This is a genomic window from Nostoc sp., assembly GCF_036917775.1.
Taxonomy (GTDB): domain Bacteria; phylum Cyanobacteriota; class Cyanobacteriia; order Cyanobacteriales; family Nostocaceae; genus Nostoc.
In genome coordinates, this window is record NZ_JBALEQ010000079.1 from 1 (window position 1) to 20,709 (window position 20,709).

The 20,709-nt window shown below is 43.1% G+C and carries 13 protein-coding genes; 3 read left to right on the forward strand and 10 right to left on the reverse strand.

The annotated features are described in order from the left end of the window. The first annotated feature begins 62 nt into the window (after window positions 1-62). Window positions 63-1,427: a DUF3131 domain-containing protein gene (locus V7K69_RS14765; RefSeq protein WP_335035548.1), complete on the forward strand. Its 1,365-nt coding sequence runs from the start codon at window positions 63-65 to the stop codon at window positions 1,425-1,427. A 310-nt stretch (window positions 1,428-1,737) separates the two neighbouring features. Here the strand turns inward: V7K69_RS14765 and V7K69_RS14770 are convergent, their stop codons facing one another. The 4 genes from V7K69_RS14770 to V7K69_RS14785 all read right to left on the reverse strand — a co-directional run bounded on the left by V7K69_RS14770 (window position 1,738) and on the right by V7K69_RS14785 (window position 5,804). Continuing rightward, a complete protein-coding gene (locus V7K69_RS14770; RefSeq protein WP_185582139.1) occupies window positions 1,738-2,112 on the reverse strand; it encodes a Lin0512 family protein in 375 nt (124 codons plus the stop codon). Between the two features lie 153 nt (window positions 2,113-2,265). Next, window positions 2,266-2,634, reverse strand: coding sequence for a cyclic nucleotide-binding domain-containing protein (locus V7K69_RS14775; RefSeq protein ID WP_335035551.1), 369 nt, complete (start codon window positions 2,632-2,634; stop codon window positions 2,266-2,268). A 693-nt stretch (window positions 2,635-3,327) separates the two neighbouring features. Further along, entirely contained in the window at window positions 3,328-4,890 is a 1,563-nt protein-coding gene (locus V7K69_RS14780; RefSeq protein ID WP_335035553.1) for a serine hydrolase, read from the reverse strand. 173 nt (window positions 4,891-5,063) lie between these two features. Next, window positions 5,064-5,804 carry an RNA methyltransferase gene (locus V7K69_RS14785; protein WP_335035555.1) on the reverse strand — a complete coding sequence of 247 codons (741 nt, stop codon included), beginning with the start codon at window positions 5,802-5,804 and terminating at the stop codon, window positions 5,064-5,066. Between the two features lie 174 nt (window positions 5,805-5,978). Here V7K69_RS14785 and thrB point away from each other — a divergent pair, with 174 nt between their 5' ends. Together thrB and V7K69_RS14795 are read left to right on the forward strand one after the other, a co-directional pair. Further along, window positions 5,979-6,893 (forward strand): homoserine kinase, encoded by a 915-nt coding sequence (thrB, locus tag V7K69_RS14790; RefSeq protein ID WP_335035557.1) that lies wholly within the window; start codon window positions 5,979-5,981, stop codon window positions 6,891-6,893. 43 nt (window positions 6,894-6,936) lie between these two features. Beyond that, window positions 6,937-7,446 carry a hypothetical protein gene (locus V7K69_RS14795; RefSeq protein ID WP_114086224.1) on the forward strand — a complete coding sequence of 170 codons (510 nt, stop codon included), beginning with the start codon at window positions 6,937-6,939 and terminating at the stop codon, window positions 7,444-7,446. Window positions 7,447-7,561: 115 nt separating this feature from the next. Here the strand turns inward: V7K69_RS14795 and V7K69_RS14800 are convergent, their stop codons facing one another. From V7K69_RS14800 to V7K69_RS14825, 6 genes are all read right to left on the reverse strand, one after another. Beyond that, window positions 7,562-7,726: a hypothetical protein gene (locus V7K69_RS14800; RefSeq protein ID WP_335035561.1), complete on the reverse strand. Its 165-nt coding sequence runs from the start codon at window positions 7,724-7,726 to the stop codon at window positions 7,562-7,564. 37 nt (window positions 7,727-7,763) lie between these two features. After that, on the reverse strand, window positions 7,764-10,250 hold the full coding sequence (locus tag V7K69_RS14805; RefSeq protein ID WP_335035563.1) for a two-partner secretion domain-containing protein: 2,487 nt from the start codon (window positions 10,248-10,250) through the stop codon (window positions 7,764-7,766). A gap of 65 nt (window positions 10,251-10,315) precedes the next feature. After that, the gene (locus V7K69_RS14810) at window positions 10,316-12,775 is read right to left on the reverse strand and encodes a two-partner secretion domain-containing protein (protein ID WP_442936143.1); all 2,460 of its coding nucleotides are present in this window, start codon (window positions 12,773-12,775) and stop codon (window positions 10,316-10,318) included. A 72-nt stretch (window positions 12,776-12,847) separates the two neighbouring features. Beyond that, a complete protein-coding gene (locus V7K69_RS14815) occupies window positions 12,848-15,274 on the reverse strand; it encodes an S-layer family protein (RefSeq protein ID WP_335035565.1) in 2,427 nt (808 codons plus the stop codon). Between the two features lie 67 nt (window positions 15,275-15,341). Then, window positions 15,342-17,927 carry an S-layer family protein gene (locus V7K69_RS14820; RefSeq protein ID WP_335035567.1) on the reverse strand — a complete coding sequence of 862 codons (2,586 nt, stop codon included), beginning with the start codon at window positions 17,925-17,927 and terminating at the stop codon, window positions 15,342-15,344. 148 nt (window positions 17,928-18,075) lie between these two features. Beyond that, a complete protein-coding gene (locus tag V7K69_RS14825; protein ID WP_335035569.1) occupies window positions 18,076-20,544 on the reverse strand; it encodes a two-partner secretion domain-containing protein in 2,469 nt (822 codons plus the stop codon). Window positions 20,545-20,709 lie beyond the last annotated feature (165 nt).

The following is a 20,709-nucleotide window of genomic DNA, read 5'->3' on the forward strand; positions in this document are numbered from 1 at the left end:
TTTACTCACTTAATTTCCAATTGATGATGTATCAAAAAAATGTCTTAGTTCGAGTGCTGTGAATGGATTTTTTATTGTTTGTGAGAAATCCGGGTAAAGCAGCTGAAATCATTGCCAGCCTTGATGCTAAATCTGTAGTTTTACCAGGTCAAGCTATTCCTAAGAACCAACTCACAGTAGCGATAATTCCATATATTGCTCCGGGAGTTGGAAAACTAACTCCAGAGGAAATGACAACGGCACGTATTGCTTGGTCATATTTCCAGCGCAACTGGAATGATCAAACTGGTTTGGTAAATTCCGTTGATGGCTTTGCCTCCGTCAGTATGTGGGATCAGACAGCAGCGATCGCAGCCTTAGTTAGTGCTAAAGAACTCAATATCGTGCCTGCGGTTGAATTTGAAGCCAAAATGAGCAAAATGTTGAAAACACTGGCATCAATGCCTTTATATAAAGGGGAACTACCCAACAAGGTTTACAATGCCAAAACCCTCGTACCCGTCAATTATGGTCAACTAGAAAAACGCGAAGAAATTGGTTGGTCAGCCATTGATTTGGGAAGGATGGCAATCTGGTTGAAGATTGTCGAGGCAAAGTATCCAGAAATGCGATCGCTTTCTACAGATGTTTGGAAACATTGGCAAGTCAAGCGTATTACCAAAAATGGAAAAATGTATGGCACTGCCGTTATTAAAGGTAAAGAACAATACAATCAAGAAGGCCGCTTAGGCTATGAGAATTATGCTGCCTACGGGTTAAAGCTTTGGGGCTTGAATGTTACACAAGCATTGGATTATCAGTCCAATGTTGCCTTTGTTGATCTTTACGGACAGGGAATTCCTTATGATCGCCGCGACTATAAAAACTCTGGAGCCAATAACTACGTTCTTAGCGAACCCTATATTTTAGATGGTATCGAAACTGGGTTTCAAGCTTTGCCTAAAGCTTATGCCGATCGGATTTTAGCTGCTCAAGCAGGGCGTTATGAAGCGACAAAACAATTAACTGCTGTCACCGAAGACAACTTAGATCGCCCTCCATACTTTGTTTACAGCAGCTTGTTTGTCAACGGAGAACCTTGGGCAACCGTTACAGATACCCAACAAAAACACAACGATTTGCGGTTCCTCAGTGCCAAAGCTGCGATCGGCTGGCACGTACTTTATAATACTGATTACACGCAGCAGTTATTTAATTTCGTCCAAGCTAACCTTAACTCTAAAGATGGTTGGTACAACGGCTTTTATGAGTCTCTGCGTCAGCCAAATAAAACTCTCACCGCCAACAATAATGGCGTAATTTTAGAAAGCTTACTGTATAAACAAGTTGGACAACCACTTACCGTTTGGGCAGGAGTCAAAAGCCAGAAGTCAACCAAAAGGGCTATCAGAACACCACAAGTTACAGCTAAGATTATCAAACCATGAAAAAATTGGCGTTGCATGATAGAAGTTATCTACTGTGCAATGTCCATACCGTGTCAATACTTTTCGGTTAAGGGGGAAAGGGGAAAGGGAAAGGGTTTGAATTTCCCTTTCCCCAGACCAAAAGAGAGATTATTGGGTTTAACCGAAAAGTATTGCATACCGTGTAACTATGGTAATTTGCAATTGACCCTGCTACAGTTCCCAAGTGCTGGTCTTATCTTTATTTTGCGATCGCACCCCATCTCAAAATGCGATCACTTTATTTCCCTTATTTATCCAATTTGATGAAATAAATACTGCACTGCATTTTTTAGCTCAACTGCTCATTTTCGATCAGAACTGTAACAGATGCGATCGCAATCAACATTTCGTCATTTTTATCGTTGAGTTCAGGAATGGCCCGCCCTTGAACTATCATTCCCCCAGATTCTACGGTAAGACTTTTACGACCAAATGGTAATACAGCTAGTACTTCTTCTTCTCTAACTTGTTCGGGATATGGCACTGCTACCTGAACTTCTATAATCATTTCATTGGGATGGCTTAAACCTGCAACTTCCCAAACACCAGGTAAAGCATTGTGAGCGATCGCATTCCTTACTGCTCTAGATGCTGCTACTGTCGGTTCTTGTCCATGCTGATCTATTCCCATCCCCATCTCAATAATCAAGCGTTTACGCACCATTACTACCTCCGGTAAATTCTCCACCACCACCAAAGGCAGCTATAATAAGGACAGAAGGCTCAGTTTGGATACTGCATCTCTTCATTACAATGACCTTTCGTACAGAGTGCTGTGATGAAAGCCAGATATCCTGTCTCCTGCCCCCTATCTCCTTTAAACCAGACGCTGTAAGCGACTAAGACGCTCTGAGTAACTTTTCATCACCTGTATGGCAAACATAGGTGTTTCCTGAACGGCAAAGAGAAACCCTTCTTCATCAAGGAAACCTAGTTTAGTATCCACCTTGGCAATAGCTGTGTAATTTCTATTTTTTATTCCTACAAGTATTCCAGCACCAAAAACTTCACCCTTATCAATGGTTTCTACAACCTTGTCATTAACTACTATATCTACCTCTCCTTCTAGAATGCCGTACATACTATCACCAGACTGTCCTTCTTCAAAGATGACTTCACCTGCTGAGAATGCTTTAGGATCGGGTTGTTTTTGAAAGATACTGACTGTTATTACAGGACTTAGCATTAGAGCGACCCCAAAATTTTTGGTTTGTAGACGAAATTTGTTGATAGCTTTAGACGAACCCAGAAAAGTATACTACTTTATATCGATAAACTCTCAATCTCCACAAAATTCCTGATTAGTCTCCTAATCGCCGAAAAACCTCTTCCTGGTTTTACTCTACGGTGTACACATAAGGTGATTTCCGACAAAGAAAATACCTGTGTTGGCGAGTTTCGACTTCGCTCAACTCTCGATCTATCAGTTGGTTGAGCGAAGTCGAAACCAACGGCATCGGTATATTTATTCTTGTAAATCACCTAAGTTATCGAATCACTACCAGTCCTTGAATTACCCCACCTATCCATTACCCTGATCTTTGTCAACGAAACGTAAAAATACTTATATAAAGCCAGCAATTCTCATTATGAGAATGGTTATTAACATTTTTAGCGTAAAACTACTGAAGCGTTTCTTATATATGGAAGAATATTTGTTGCAAACGTTTGAATTTTGACAATTAGTGTTTGAATTTGAACAATGACTATTTGGTTGATAGTTTCGGGTATAGCAATCCTATTTGATTTGCAAACAGAAATTGTCACAACCAACAATTGCGATCGCCAGCCTCTACGGAGTAGGCTTTATCGTTTGCAGCGCCTGCATACCGCTAGTTTCCCCAGTCCCCTGTCTTATCTCAACGATACGCCGACCCACTTATCTTTGGGGATAATACTGTTGATTCATAACTGGAGACTGATAACCATTTGCCGGTACAGTACTTCCCATCCCATTAGGTACAGGACTGATAACGGGGGGCTGATAACCACTCATAGGTACAGTACCTGTTGTACTGTTGGGTAAAGCAGGACTCCCAATCTGGGGCTGATAACCATTTGCGGGTATAGTAGTGGTACTGTTGGGAGTAACAGCATTTTGGCTAAACTCTTGGTAGGCAGCACGAGAAATTGAGCTAATCAGTTTTTCGGCGCGAGGGTCGTTTTCGGGGCGTTGTACCATGACGGTAGCTATATAGCGTTTGCCAGTGGGAACAACAATTAAACCTGTGTCTGCCAGCATAGTACCGATATCGCCCGTTTTGTGGAATGCTCTTGCGCCTGTTCCCAAACCCGATGGTAGTAGAGTGTCCCTTTGGGTGCGACGCAAGATATCGAGCATGAGATCGCGTGATGGCATACTAACTAAATTCCCCTGACTCACAATAGCCATCAAATTCGCCAATTCTTTGGGACTAGTAGTATTTGTCCCTTGCAAATCTGGCAAAATATTACGAATTGTTGTGGTTGTCAATCCCCAAGTGCGGAAACGCTGGTTTAACGCCTCCATCCCTCCCAATCGAGCAATCAGCATATTTGTCGCCGTGTTGTCGCTGATTGTAATCATTTTAGTGACGACTTCTAGGGCATTGTACTTGGTTCCGGCTGGTTTTGACCCCATATCTCCAGAACCGCCAGCTACCATATCCTGTTGCATGGTCAGCATTTCATCAAGGCGAATTTTCCCCGCATCCACATCCTGGAAAAAGGCAAGTAGAATCGGCACTTTAATTGTGCTAGCTGCGGGAAAACTGGTAGAGCCGTTGACATCTACATAATTGCCAGTGTCCAAATCTACCAAGAAAACACCGGGTGCAAGATTTGGGTTGTTTGCTGCCAAATTTTGCACGGCATTTTTCAAGGAGATCATTTCCTGGGATAGGTATAGGCTCGAAGATGCAGTTGGGGGAGCTTGGGTAGGTTGTGGCTGCGATCGCGCCACATTACTATTAGATTGAGGTGCAGAAGTTGTACTGATGCGATTAGCTGGGTCTAATACTGACAACACCGTGCCCACAATTGCACCCATTCCAACACCCACAATCAACAATCGCACAACATATAATATGGTTTTGGCCATTGGCTTTAATCGCGTTTTCCGCGATGTTTTTCTGCCGACTTTTGGCTTTTCCATCCGCACTGTTTTCACCATTACAGCACCTGGTCGAAAGGGAGGAATTTTCCCCTTTACAGTTGGTATTGGTTTTACTGCCGTTGGCATGACTAATCCCGATTTTACCCTACGTGTAGCACCAGGGGCTGGAGGGGGAGCAACGCGATTTTTGGAGCGTGCTAGCGCCGCTTCTTGTCCATTGGCAGTTTGCTGCTGGCTATTAGCTTTAACTTTCTTTTGCGCCACTTTTTGAACTTTTTGTGGACGTTGGCGGCGATTTAGGGGTTGTCGCCGCGAGAAAGCTGTTAGTTCGTCACTTGACTCTGACACAGTTACTCCTTGTGACCGACTTGACTGTTTTCTTGCAGACTCCTGACCCAAAACTTAATCTTTAAGCAATATTAATACTCAAATTCCAATTTGCCACTAAGTAGCATTTTTGTGTTTAGTTTAAGCCATATTAAATATTTGGGGGGGTGATTCCGTATATATTAAACGAATAATTACAAGTTTTCACTATCTCTCTGGTTTTTCAAAGCCCACTCTACCTGCTGCAAAATTCCTCGCAGCATGGCTACTTCCCCAGTTTTCAGTTGAGCGCGATTATATAGTTGGCGAAATTTTCCCATGCGACTAGCTGCTGTATGGGGATATACATAACCAATTTTCAGTAATAGTGATTCTAATTGCTGGTAGTATCCTTCTAAAACATCTAAGGGTGCAAGTTCAGTTTGGGTTATGGTCTGAATGTCAAATTGTTGGGCAGATTGTGACAATTCATAACAACAGATTGCCACAGCAGTAGCTAAATTTAGGGCTACATAATCTTTACTGGTGGGAATACCAACAAACCTCTGGGCATAATTTAATTCTTCATTGCTTAATCCCCGGTCTTCCCTGCCAAAAATCAGTGCTGTGGGTTTTTCTGGTTCCTCCAGTAACCAGGGTAGTGCAGTGCGGGGGTTTTCTAAAGGTGTTTCTAAACTGCGAACGCGACCTGTGGTAGCGATCGCCCGTACACATCCATGCAATGCTTCTGGTAAGGTCGCCACTAATTCCGCAGATTCTATAATTTCCTGAGCATGAACAGCCATCATCAAAGCTTCCGTCGAGAGCGGATCGCATTGGGGGTTCACTAATACTAATTTATATAACCCGAAATTTTTCATTACCCTGGCGATCGCCCCGATATTTATCGGCCCAGCTGGTTCTACCAACACAATTCTTAATCCAGCCAAGCCCATTTTTTGCCTCCTGCGATCGCACCATAAAATATTTTTAGGCTAACTCTCAGCGTTGTAGTTCTGCTGAAGAGTTTTCTTGAAATCATTTTACCTGTTTGACGCACTCACCCCTAGAAGAGGTGGAATTCAACCACTTATTATGAGATGCTGATTGATGATTAGTGAGTTTTGCCAATGTCTGTTGTTTCTGCCATCACTGTTACTGTTCCTGCCACAACTGCTAATTTGGGGCCTGGTTTTGATTGCATCGGTGCAGCTTTAAAGCTGTACAACGAGTTCAAATTCACTCGCCTAGAAGAAGGTGGGCTAATTATTCATGTCACTGGTACAGAAGCTGAACGAGTCCAAACTGATGAAAGCAATCTCCTCTACCAGGCGTTTGTCAAATTCTATCAACATATAGAGCAAACGCCGCCAACTGTGAAAATAGAGATTAAGTTAGGTGTCCCACTGGCAAGGGGTTTGGGTAGTTCGGCGACAGCGATTGTTGGCGGATTAGTGGCTGCAAATCAACTTGAGGGTGGTACTCTTTCTCAGTCGCAGGTGATGGAGTTAGCGATCGCAATGGAAGGACATCCTGATAATGTAGTGCCAGCTTTGCTGGGAGGATGCCGTCTGGCTGCTACCAGTGGCACAGCTTGGGAAATTTGTGATGTTCCCTGGCATAAAGATGTTGTACCAGTTGTGGCTATTCCTAATTTTGAACTTTCCACTTCAGAGGCGCGAGGCGTTTTGCCAACTGAGGTGAGTCGCGCTGATGCGATTTTCAATACGGCACATTTGGGGTTGCTGTTGCGCGGTTTGGAAACTGGTAACGGACAATGGTTAAAGACAGCTTTGCAAGATAAGTTACATCAACCTTATCGGAAAGCTTTGATTCGTGGTTATGATGCTGTCAACATTGCCGCTGTTAGTGCTGGTGCTTATGGTATGGTAATTAGTGGTGCGGGGCCGACACTGTTAGCTTTGGCAGATCAATTACACTCAGAGGCTGTGGAGGCGGCGATGTTAGCTGCTTGGCAAGAAGAAGGAATTACAGCCGAGGTGCGATCGCTTTCTCTCGATACCCAAGGCGCAAAAAGCTTTTAAGATTTTATTCAGCACTTAAAACTCAGCACTTAAAACTCGATTTATGGAGCAAATTCAGGCTGAAATGGCGGCGCTTAACTCTCAAATTGAAATTCTTTTAGAAGAACGCGCTGCACTCACTATTAATAATGTCATCTCTAGCGAGAATGATTCACCCCAGGCAATGGTTGAAGCATATCGCCGTCAAGCCAGGGAAAATGCCCAATTATCAGTTGAACTCCAGGGCATCGATGCTGCGATCGCAGCTTTGGAATTCCAGATCAAACAAAAACAAGGTAAGTTAGTGCGATCGCAAGTTGCATCAAAACAACTTATCCAACAGCAGGAGTTAGAAGAAGCGAAAGAAGTGGCACAGGTTCATGCTCAACGCATTAATCAACTGGCTGGGGAATTGGCGGCAGAAGTCCGTTTTCTTAAGGCTTGTGCCAATGAACTGAGTCCAATGTATTGGCAGATTTATTATAAGCCTTTCATTACTGGGTTCAAAACAATCTCCGTTCCTTATGTCCGCTCTGATTTAGAAGTGTGGACAATTGTCAACCGGATTGTTTAATTCTGTGAGCTACAGCATTAAGCGAAAACACATCTAATTTGTATAACCAAATTTCATCAAACTTTTGTGGGTTAGGCATCTTGCCTGCCCATGATTGCAAATTTAGGGTTTTCCCTTAATAGTCATTGTCAGCTACACAAATTCCTTTACATTTAATACCGTTGGTAGCGGTGCGCTGACAATGAGAACAGAGAACTTTTTCATTTTCTGTTTCTTGATTTATCTTTATACTGATCCTTGCCTGTAAATCATCGTTTTCTGTCTGGAGTTTTATAGTCATAAATCACAACAAATCTGCCAATATATCAGTTATCTCATCAGTCTAACTTCTGCCGATTACCGTCTGAACTCTTAGGAACAGCAGCACAATTTAATGCCTGTTGCACCTGAACGAGAGATTTATCTGTGATTAACTCAATTTTGCCGTCAGCATTGCGATGCCAAGAAGTGGCTTGGACAAGAACCTCTGAGGATGGGGGAATTTGGGCTTGTACTGGCTGTGTTTTGCGGTATGCAGAGATGTCGCGGATATCAGACCAAGTGTGATCGCTCGTCACATCTTGATTTGGATTTTGTGGTATTCCACCCCGTCCCGTGGCGACAAAACTACTACCTTCATTTGCAGAACAACCACTAGCTATTTGTTGCGATGAATCGGTGACATTTGCTGGTAATTCTACTAAACCAGCATTGGGGTCAACACCAACTGTATTAACTTGAACCGTGCCACTTAGCCCAAATTGGGAACTGGCAGTAATGTCGTTTTCTGGAGTCAGGCGATCGCGGTACTTTAGTCCAAATATACTTTGAGTGTTAATCTGAATATTACCGCCTTGACCTTGAAATGCGTTAGCAACGATATCACTGTCTTCTAATCCCAGAATAATCGGAGAGTTGATGCTGATGTTGCCACCATTGCCTGTATTCCCGGCTGTGGCAGTAATATTACTACCCTGACGCAAAATTAAGGTATCTGCTTGGAGATTAATTCCGCCTCCTTGTCCTGAATTTGTATTAGCCAAAATTTTTCCAGAACGGTTGAGGTTGACGGTTTTAGCGTTGATGTAGAGGCTTCCAGCATTACCCACTCCTTGATGATTGACCCGCACCTCTCCACCATCTGTAATTTCTAAGTGTGGTGTATTAATAATCAGGTCGCCTGAATTCCCTGTAGGCAGGGCAGACAGTCGAAAAGCTTTCTGAAAAGACAAAGGTAGAACTGTGGCACTGGCACTGACACCAGCAACTTTACCTGATGCCTCACTGACTCCACTAACACTAATCTTTTGGGAAACATTGACTCGTAAAGTTCCGGCATTACCTTGACCCAAGGTGGAGGCTGAAACACCTGCACCTTTGCGTATGCTCAATTGAGATGTATTAACTGTCACCTCTCCCCCATTACCTCTGTTAAAGCTGACAGTTCCGATTAAGCTAGCACTGAAGCTAATGGGTGTTTCTCCTTGCAATTCAATGAAATCAGCAGCATTGACACTAACGTTTCCAGTTGAGCCAGTACCAAAACTCGCCCCTGTAATCGAACCGCCATCTTGCATTTTTAGTTGCCGTGTTGTGACTTGAATATCACCGGCTCGTCCTCTGCCATAGGTTTCTGACATGATACCACTGCGAGTGGTACTGGGTTTCAAGGGGGAAAATCCAATGAGTTGGATTGTATCTGCCTGGACAAAGATATTTCCTGCTATTCCCTCTGCAAAAGTATGAGCATTAATTTTTGCGCCATCTTCAAGTAGTAATTGAGGTGCAGTAATGATAACGTTACCACCAGTGCCAGCGATCGCATTTGTCGCCACTAGACTTTGGGCAAATCCATAGTTCCCAACTGCTTGCATTGTCAAAGAATCAGTGGCATCAACCTGAATTTTCCCTGCTAATTGATTTCCTTGGTTAATTGACAAAATTGCAGAACCTTGATTAATACTAATATTTTGACCTTGGAGGTGAATTGAACCTCCAGGCAAACCACTGGTGTTCACCAAGGCTTGACTCGAAAATCTCATATCGCCATACTTTTGTATATTTCCGTAGTCAAAATTCCACTCAGGAGATGCGGTACTCAAGTTAATTGTTCCATCTACGGCACTACCAAGTTCTATATGACCAGCAGAAGCGTTTAAAATCCCACCATCTAAAATAATCTCTCCCCCAAATAGTGCTAGTGTTTTGCCTACAGTAACTTGCAAGCCATTGGGAGTATTTCCGATTTCAAGCGGGACGTTATTTCCTTCAATCAAACGGTGTCCAGTATTTTTGATTGTAATTGTCCCTAGATTTTGTCCCATTTGCAAACCAATTGGCACACTCATCGTTAACAATGGCGACGTATCGAGGTTATTTGTCCTAAATTCCGTTCCATCAGCAAATTTAATGCTATTGGCAGTTGTGGCGACAAATGAACCACCAATATTTAAGCTGGCATTTTGCCCGAAAATGATGCCGACTGGGTTGAGTAGGAATAAATTGGCACTCCCATTAGCACTGATTGCACCATCAATGTTGGAAATGTTACCACCAGTTACCCGACTAAAAATATTTTTTACAGTAATATCATTGACAAATGATGCAGAAGCACCTGTGGGAATAGAGAATTGGCTAAAGCTATGAAATAAATTGTTGCCGACACGATCGCCGTTGGTGATGGTGTAAATATTATTTCCACTCGTGGAAGTAACAGAAGTATTGAGAGTGTTATCGGGAGTTACTTGGGCGTGAACATCATTGTTGTAAACAACAAATATCAGGATTGTAGTAAGAATACCAAACCCGGCAACAGTTAATTTCATTGAGCGACTTCTTGTTTTTTATTACATCTTCATTTTTCCCAGTGGAATACATTTTTTAACGGTAATTAATTTTGGGGTGCAGCAGCACAGGTTAAGGTTGGTGATATCTGCGAAGAAGAATTAGCTGCAACCATCTCAATTTTGCCTTGGGCATTACGATGCCAGGAAGTAGCTTGAACCAGTGTTTCTGGAGCTTTTGGTGTTTGGGCTTGTATTGGTTGTGTTTGATAGAACGCAGAGATGTCACGCATATCAGACCAAGTGCGATCGCTCGTCACATCTTGACTGGGATTTTGCGGTACACCACCCCGTCCTGTTGCGACAAATCGACTACCTTGATTTGCAGAACAACCACTGGCTATTTGCTGCGATGGGTCGGTAACATTTGCTGGTAGTTCTACTAAGCCAGAATTTGGATCGATACCAACGTGATTAATCTGTACCGTACCACTCACACCAAACTGCGAACTAGCAGTAATATCATTTTCAGCAGTGATTTGAGGACGATATTGTAAGCCAATAATTCCCTGGGTGGCAATTTGAATATTACCCCCACGCCCTTTAACTGCATTAGCAATAATGTCGCTGTTTTCTAAACCAGCAACAATAGGTGCATTAATATTGATATTGCCCCCATCCCCCGAACCACCAGCCGTTGCAGTTATTTGGCTGCGATCGCGGATCAACAACAATTTTTCAACTTGTAAGTCGATGTTGCCACCATTACCAGATTCTGTTTGTGCCTGAATTAAGCCTTGATTTTTTAATTGGATGCGATCGGCTGTGATGTTAAGATTGCCACCATTACCAGTCCCTTGGTTAGTGACGCTCAAAGTACCGCCATCTTGCAATATCAGATTAGGTGTAGTCACGCTGACATTACCAGCATTTGCCGTTAGTATATCTGCCAAACCAAATAACTTGCGGATTAATGGTTCTGACTTGAGAACAGATGAGTTGATGCTGCTTTGATTTAATCGACTGCGACCACTGATTTGGATAGATTCTGTGGCATTTACCTTAATATCTCCCCCATTACCGATAGAAAACGAAGTTCCAGCAACCACTCCTCCATCTAACACTTGTAACCTCGCAGTATCCAGCGTTAAGGTTTTGGCGCTGCCAGTACCGTAAGTAAGAACGCTAATATTGCTGTAAAGTCCGGCGGGGTTGTCTCCTCTAACTGTAGTTTCGCGGTTGCGGATGTTTACCTGACCGCTTGAGCCTTGACCAAAGGTAATAGAAGATAATGCGGCACCATTAGACACTAGTAAGCTATCGGAATTGACAGATATATCACCTGCTGTCCCAGTACCACGGGCAGTAGTGGTAATGCTGGTAACACCAGATGGATTGAGGGGCGAAGAGCCAGATAATTCTATTGCTGAGGCTTCAATCTGGATTTTGCCACTGTTTGCAACTCCAAATGCTGTGTTATTCAACCCTGAACCTTCCTGAAGCGTTAACCGGGGAGTGATGATATAGATATTTGCACCAGTTCCTATACCCAAGGCTTCACTACGAATCCAACTCCGAATTTTGGCATCGGATGTTGTGCCAATAATATCGATCGCTTCTGATGCTTGAAGGTGGATGTCACCACTGGGCAGATTGCCGAGATTTGTTGTCAGTACTAGCGATCCATCAGTGAATTTAATCTTGCGCCCCTGAAGCTGAACAGAACCCGCATTTACCCCACTCACATTTAGCAGTGATTTTTGTGCTAGTTGAATATCACCAAAGCTTTGCCCCTTTTCATACCCAAGCGTATAGCCTTGAGTGTTTGGAACTAAAGTAACTAATCCTGAACCTCCCAAGCTACCTAATTCTATTTGTCCTGTTTCGGCGTTTAGGGTTGCTCCATTCAGATTCAGATTACCACCCACCAACGCCAGGGTTTTTCCTGGCTGTACTTGCAACTTTGTTGGACTAGGAGTGCGAATTAAAGGAGTCAAATTACTGGTAATAGTTAAGGCATGTCCTGTACCTTGAACTTCTATTGATGAGGGGTTATTACCCATTTGTAGCCCAATCGGAACATTGATGCTTAATAAGGGGTTAGCTTGGGGATTAATGGCGCTAAACTCAACACCATCGCCAAACTTGATGCTATTAGCTGTCGTACCGATAAATGAACCGCCAATATTAAGTTGGGCATTTGCTCCAAAGATAATTCCACTAGGATTGAGCAGAAATAGATTAGCACTACCATTGGCTTTAATTAAACCATCAATATTGGAAGCGCTACCTCCAGTAACGCGACTGAAGATATTTTGCACATCTGCGGCATTGTTAAAAAAAGCCGAGCCGTTGCTAGGAACTGAAAATTGGCTAAAGCTGTGGAATAAATTGTTGCCAGCTCGATTACCGTTGGTGATCGTAAAGTTATTGCCACTTTGAGAGACAGTGGTGTTGAGGGTGCTATCAGGAGTTATCTGGGCACTGACAGAGCCACACTGAAGTGACATTACTATTAACGGTATTATTCCACCACATAGAACTGACCAAAGAGGGGTCGTACTCATCGCCAAGCCTTTATTTATACTTTGTATTTTAAAATACCCAAAAACCTCCGCTTGTTTTGACTTTAGGACTGATTAGTTTGGCATTGCAGCACAGGTTAACAATGATTGTTGTACCTGAGTAGAAGATTTATTTGCAACTAACTCAATTTTTCCCTGAGTGTTACGATGCCAACCTGTAGCTTGGACAAGAAGCTCTGAGGATGCAGAGGTTTGTGTCGTGATTTCGCCAGTTTTGCGGTATGCAGTCAGATTGCGGATATCAGACCAAGTGCGATCGCTTGTTACTTCTTGACTGGGATTTTGCGGTATTCCACCCCGTCCCGTTGCCACAAATCGACTACCTTGATTTGCAGAACAACCACTGGCTATTTGCTGCGATGAATCAGTAACATTTGCTGGTAGTTCAACTAACCCAGAACTGGGATCTACTCCGATAGTATTAACTTGAACCGTACCGTTAACCCCAAATTGGGAACTCGCGGTAATATCGTTTTCTGAGGTGAGTTGAGGACGATATTCTAGACCGAAAATACCCTGAGTCGTAATGTCAATATTACCACCTTTTCCTTTGACGGCATTGGCAATAATATCACTGTTTTCTAATCCCACAATGATGGGTGAATCAATGGTAATATTGCCACCATCACCAATTGCGCCTGATGTTGCGTTGATTGAACTGTTGTGGCGCATCAATAAGGTTTTAGCATTGACAGCAATATTGCCACCCTCTCCAACTTGTGTGGCAGCAGTAATGGCACCCTGAGTATCTAACATTATAGAATTGGCATTTATTGCAACCGTTCCAGCATTACCTTTACCATCATTTCTGACATTGACTAATCCATTATCGGCAACCTGCAATTGCTGAGTTGTAATATGCACGTCTCCACTATTTCCAGTGAGAACTCTTGATGAACCAGCTTGCTGAACGGTAGATGAGCCGATAAAACTGGGAATCAATAACGATTGTATTGGCTTGCCAGCGATTTCTACCGATTCTGAGGCATTGATAATTACATTTCCTGCATTACCACTGGCATAGGAAGAAGCTTCAACCCTTGCCCCAGTTTGAACCGATAATCTAGCTGTATTCACAATTAGGTTGCCAGAATTACCACTAGCAAGGGTTGAAGAACTCAGCGAACTGGGGGCGAAATTAGTTGAGATAGCTTCAACTCCGGCTAAATCAATAGCTTCTGTTGCATTGACTGTAACATTGCCTGCTGCACCCCTTCCAAGTGTTGAGGTTGTCACTACAGAACCATCAAGAATGACTAACCGATTCGTGGAAACGCTGACATCTCCACCCTTTCCAGACAAAAAAGTCAGACCAGAAATTCCACTGCGATTACTTGGGTTTTTTCCTACTCCTGTTACTTGAATATTTCTAGAGGCATTAACTGTAATATTACCTCCACCTAAAGAAGAACTAGAATTGTTTGTCAGAATTATTCCACCATTATTTGCAATCAGGTCTTGTGTAAATATTTCAATGTTTCCCACCATCCCAGTACCAATCGCTCCTGCTCTCACAGCACTGGTTATACTTCCACTGGGATTATCACCAGTTATTGTTAGTAATTTCGATGCCTGGACAGAAATTTTTCCTGGAGTTTGGGTATTTGTAATGTTTTGAATTGATACACGAGAACCCTCAGTTAAGCTGATATTAGAACCCCATAAGTCAATTTCGCCATTGCCACCAGTTGAAAGTAGAGTCTGGTTAGAAAGGTTAATATCTCGAAAACTTGGAATATCTTCATAACCCAAGCTCCAACCTTGATTATTGGGAGTTAGGTTGACAGTTCCTGTATCGACAGCACCCATTTCAATACGTCCTTGGGGAGTTGAAATAGTACGGCTGTCTACAAAAATATCTCCCCCAATGAGTGCCAAAGTTTTTCCTGTAGGTACTTGAATTAAATTTCCAGAAGCTTGAACTTTAATTGCTGCTGGATTTTGTCCAAACTGCAAGCCAATTGGCACATTCATAGTCAACAATAGCTTGCTCGTGGGGTTTGTGGCACTAAACTCTGTGCCATCGGCAAACTTAATGCTACTTGCAGTTGTCCCCACAAAGGAGCCACCTATATTCAAGGTTGCATTTTTACTAAAAACAATTCCCGCAGGATTGATTAAAAATAAACTGACCGGGTTACTATTATGAAATATGCTGATTAATCCATTAATATCAGAAATATTTCCACCCGTGACCCGACTAAATATAGTTGTAATAGTAGGTGTATTAGTTAAATCAAAGGTTGCTGAACCGCCAGCAGGTACCGAGAAATTACTAAAGCTGTGAAATAAATTATTACCTTTTTCAATTCCGTTAAGAATATTAAAATTATTACCACTTGGATTGACAATGGTATTGGTTGTACCATCTGATGTCACTTGAGCGTTGGCGCAGCCACTCCAAGGGAGTATCGCCCTTCGCATCATTCCTGGAGTGAATAACCCACTTATTAATATAAATAGAAAGAGTACGACTCTCATCACCAAAGACTTCCTTTACCGATTTCAAGTTATATTTTTCCCATTCAGGGCATTATTTATAACATCATTAACTTTTAGTCACGGCAGCACAGGTTAATGGTTGTTGCGCCTGAGTAAGAGATTTATCTGCAATTAACTCAATTTTTCCCTGTGCATTGCGATGCCAAGAAGTAGCTTGGACAATAACCTCTGGAGATTTAGGTGTTTGTGCCATCACTGCGCTATTTTTCCGATACGCAGAGAGATCGCGGATATCAGACCAAGTGCGATCGCTCATCACTTCTTGATTGGGATTTTGTGGTATTCCACCCCGTCCCGTTGACACAAATCGACTAGCTTCATTTGCAGAACAACCACTGGCTATTTGCTGCGATGAATCGGTGACATTTGCTGGTAGTTCGACTAAGCCAGAATTTGGATCAACACCAACATTATTAATCTCTACCGTACCATTCACCCCAAATTGTGAACTAGCAGTAATATCATTTTCTGGTGTCAGTTGCGAACGATATTCTAAACCGATAATTCCCTGAGTAGAGATTTGAATATTGCCACCCTTTCCTTGTACTGCATTGGCAATAATATCGCTGTCTTCTAAACCCGCGATGATGGGTGCATTGATATTGACGTTGCCTCCAGTAGAGCTACCAGTGGCATTAGCAATAATTTTGCTGCCATGTCGCAGCAACAGAACATCATCTACTTGCAGTTGAATATTCCCCTGACTGCCTCCATTCACTTCTGAACTTAAGCTGGCTCCATGATCCAAGAAAATCTGACGGGCATTGATATTCAGATCCCCGGCATCTCCTGTACCTGTATTGCTGACGGTGATTTGGGCATTATCTTGCACACGCACTGTATCAGATTGAATATTCACAGAACCTGCCGCAAAGTTAGTTGTCGAAGATGCGGTGATGCTACTGGGTAGAATCAGTCCATTACTCAAGGGTTGAGATAAACCCTGTAAATCCAGATTTTTGACTTGTAAGTTAATACTGCCAGCATTTCCCTGACCTTGTGTCGAGGAAGTGATTTGACCGCCGTTGAAGACTTTTAAGTTATCTGCTGTTAAGTTAATAGTGCCACCCGAACCAACTACATTTTTACCCACGGAGGTATTAATGCCAGTCACCAACTGACTAAAAGGCTCGATAACTGGGTCGCTGACGGTGACATCTGTGGCTCGGATAGTGATATTTCCGGCAGTACCATTTCCTGCTAGGGTACTACGAATCGAACCGCCATTACTCACCTTTAATATTCCCGTCTCAATAGCGATATTTCCTCCTTGACCTGCACCCGATGGTTGTATTGAAGTTGTAACCCCAGAGCTTAAAATTCCTGTTCCACCTGCAATTTCAAAACTCTCGGTAGCTTGGATAGAAATATTGCCAGCCTTGCCTAATGTACCTCTAATAATATCGGAACTGATTAAACCACCATTCACAGTACGCAGTCGAGCAGTTTCAATGGTAATATTGCCACCCTCATTGTTGTTTCCACCGGAAATTAATGTAGTAATATCAGTAGGTAGGTAAGTAGTGCCAAAAGCAGGAAATGGGTTAGTGCCAAAAAGTTCTATATCTGTAGCTTGGATTTTTATATCTCCCGATCTAGAGTTGTTGCCAGAGGTTGTAGATTGAAGCCTAGCTCCATTAGTAATCCGTAAGTGCCTAGTTTCAATCTTTATATCTCCAGCTTGGCCTGTTGCTCCACTGTTTATAAATGTTCCTAACCCACGACCAATTTGTCCTGGGCTAGAAGCTCCCAATAGGTCAACAAATTCTGTGGTATTGACAATAATTCCCCTACCCTGACCCGCCGAAGTATTAGAACTAATGTTTGACCCATCCTGTAAGGTCAATCCCCTTCCTTGTACGTAGATTGCCCCACCATTAATTCCACTTGCATCGACTAATGAATCTTGCTGCAAAGTAATCGTACCCCAGTTAGCAGTAGCCGCAGAACTTGTCAATTGCCATCCAGTTTGATTGTCCATCTTGATTTGGGCATTTCGCACCGCCCATAACTCTACAGACCCATCAGGAGCAGTTAAGCTTGCTCCTGTGATATCAATTTGACTACCGACTAATGCCAAAGTTTGGTTAGTCGGAACTTGTAGTTTGCTTTGCACTTGAATGGATGCAGCATTGGCTCCCATTTGTAAACCCACAGGTACGCTCATGGTTAACAAAGGAGATATATTTGTATCAGTGCTAAACTCTTTCCCATCAGCAAATTTGATGCTATTTGCAGTCGTCCCGATAAATGAACCACCAATATTTAAGCTGGCATTTTTGCCAAAAATAATTCCGGCGGGGTTGATTAAAAATAAATTGGTACTACCTTGGGCGCTGATTAAACCATCAATATTGGAAACGTTACCGCCAGTCACACGACTAAAAATATTTTGGATATCTGCGGCATTATCGAATGATGCCGAGCCGTTGTTAGGAACAGAGAATTGGCTGAAGCTATGAAATAAATTATTACCGACACGAGAGCCATTAGTGATGGTGTAATTACTACTACCACTAACAGCGGTGTTGAGAGTGCTATCAGGAATCACTTGTGCCCGAATACCATTGTTGTAAATAGTACACATGAGAATTGCACCTATGAAGCCAAACCCAATAAAAGTTAATTTCATCAACTTATCATTCTCCGATATCCATTACTAGACGACCCATATTTATCAATTCACTATTTTGTTATTTGGTCAATGCGTAAGTCCTAATTTATTGTTCTACCCCGCATTTATTTTTCCCCTATCAGTAAAAGTAGTAACATTTGATAAATTATATTGAACTTTTGGGAATAGCAGCACAGGTTAATGATGGTTGCATAGATGTGTGAGACTGGGCTGTAACCAGTTCAATTTTGCCTTGGGCATTACGTCGCCAAGATGTAGCCTGGACAAGAACTTCTGGAGATGGTGATATTTGGGCTGTGATTTCGCCAGTTTTGCGGTATGCAGAGATATCGCGGATATCAGACCAAGTGCGATCGCTCCTCACTTCTTGCATGGGATTCTGCGGTACACCACCCCGTCCCGTGGCGACAAAGCGACTGCCTTGATTTGCAGAACAACCACTGGCAATTTGTTGGGATGAATCTGTGACATTTGCTGGTAGTTTGACTAAGCCAGAGTTGGGGTCAACGCCAATGGTATTCACTTGTACTGTACCATTAACCCCAAATTGAGAACTAGCTGTGATATCGCCTTCTGAAGTCAGTTGGGGACGATATTTCAATCCAAAAATTCCCTGAGTTGTAATGTTAATATTGCCACCTCGCCCTTTTACGGCATTGGCAACAATATCACTATTTTCAAAGCCGCCAATAATCGGTGCATTGATCGTGATATTTCCCCCATTCCCTACACCACCAGATGTTGCACTAATCAAACTGCCATGACGGAGGATCAAGGAATTTCCTTGCAGGAAAATGTTGCCTCCTTCCCCCAATTGAGCCTCTGCTGTGACACTACTATGGTTGTTTAGAAATATGGATTTGGCATCAATCTCCACATTCCCAGCAGATCCAGTCCCCCCATTTTTGACCGTTACAGATCCCCCATCCGTCATCCGTAAGACTGGGGTATTGATGATCAAGGAACCTGCATTACCGGTTACAATCGGCGGTATTTTAAAGGCGGCTTGACTAGCTGCATCAGGGCTTTCCGCATTGGAAAAGATCCGAGCAGGTAATCCAATGGCATTAACCTGAGTCACACGACGTGCAATATCGATGGACTCTGAAGCGTTAATTACCACATCACCCGCTGAACCGCTGGCTGTAGTGGTAGACCCCAAAGATCCCCCGTCTTGAATCACTAACCGAGCGGCGTTGATAGTAGCACGGCTCGCATTCCCCGAACCCTGAGTATTAGTTGCCAGGGAACTGTTGTCAAAGGCCATGGGGTTAAAACCCGCAATTGTGACTTGCTCTGCCGCATTAATTTGGACAGTGCCCGTTTTTCCAGAACCGATTGCGAGCGCGATCAATTCTGCAGAATCCAGAATCCCAAGATTCCCTGTGGATACCGTGATGTTCCCACCCTGACCACTGGCGACTGAAAATGTGGCGATCGTCGTAAAAATAGCCGGGTTGTTGCGGTTAAAGCCAGTGATCTTGGTCATGCCACTCACATTCACGTTAATGTTAGCACCATCTGCTTGAGTCCGGGTTCTAGATATAATTCTGGCTCCATCCTGAAGGGAAAGTTGGGCAGCAGAAACGGTAATATCTCCAATTTGGCCTGTGGCTAAATTGTTACTCTGGATCAAACTTCCCAATTGACCGTTCTCGGTATTCCCAGTCAAACTGAGGGAGCCTGTGGCATTAACCGTAATTCCCCCAGATGATTGGTTTCCCACGGTTTGGAGAAACAAAGCGGACCCCTCCGTCAAGCTAATGTTTGCTCCTTGTAATTGGATTGAGCCGTTGCTACCACTGGCATTCAGCATCGATTCTTGTGCCAGATGAATATCGTTGAATTGCGACACGGCGGAGTAATCTCCTGCCCAACCCGTCGGGGTAGCAGTTAGTCGAACTAGCCCATTGCTGATACTGCCCACTTCTAGATGCCCGCTACTCTTAGTGGAAATAACACCACCGGAGAAGTTCACGGCACCGCCAATCAACGCTAGCGTCTGATTAGTTCCAGCCTGTAATCCAGCAGGGCTATTGATAGTACTGGCTTGACCAAAGCCAGTAACGTCGATCAAATGGTTTCCTATTCCTTGCACGGTAATTGCACTTGCATTCCTACCCATTTGCAACCCAACAGGTATACTCATCGTTAATAATGGTACTGTTGCAGAATTTACTGCACTAAATTCCACCCCATCGGCAAATTTAATGCTCTGAGCAGTTGTTCCTACAAATGAACCACCAGTATTCAAGGAGGCATTTTGTCCAAAGATAATCCCACTGGGATTGAGCAAAAACAGATTAGCGCTACCATTGGCCTTAATTAAACCATCAATGTTGGAAACACTGCCTCCAGTAACGCGACTGAAGATATTTTGCACATCTGCGGCATTGTTGAAAAAAGCCGAGCCGTTGCTAGGAACTGAAAATTGGCTGAAGCTGTGGAATAAATTGTTACCAACTCGATTACCGTTGATGATGGTAAAGTTATCGCCACTTTGAGAGACAGTAGTATTTAAAGTGCTATCAGGAGTTATTTGGGCACTCACAGGCATTACCATCAACAGCACTATTCCAGCGCACAGAACTAACCAAGTAGAGTTCGTTGTCATTGCCAAGCCTTTATTTATACTTTGTATTTTAAGATAGTCAAAACGCTCGCCTCAAAACGGCGAATAACGTAGTGAGAAGTACAAACCATTTTCTTGGAGCGATCGCTTTTCACCATCCACCGAGATTAAAGGAATGCCCCAATCTAAACGAGCCGATAAGTCATT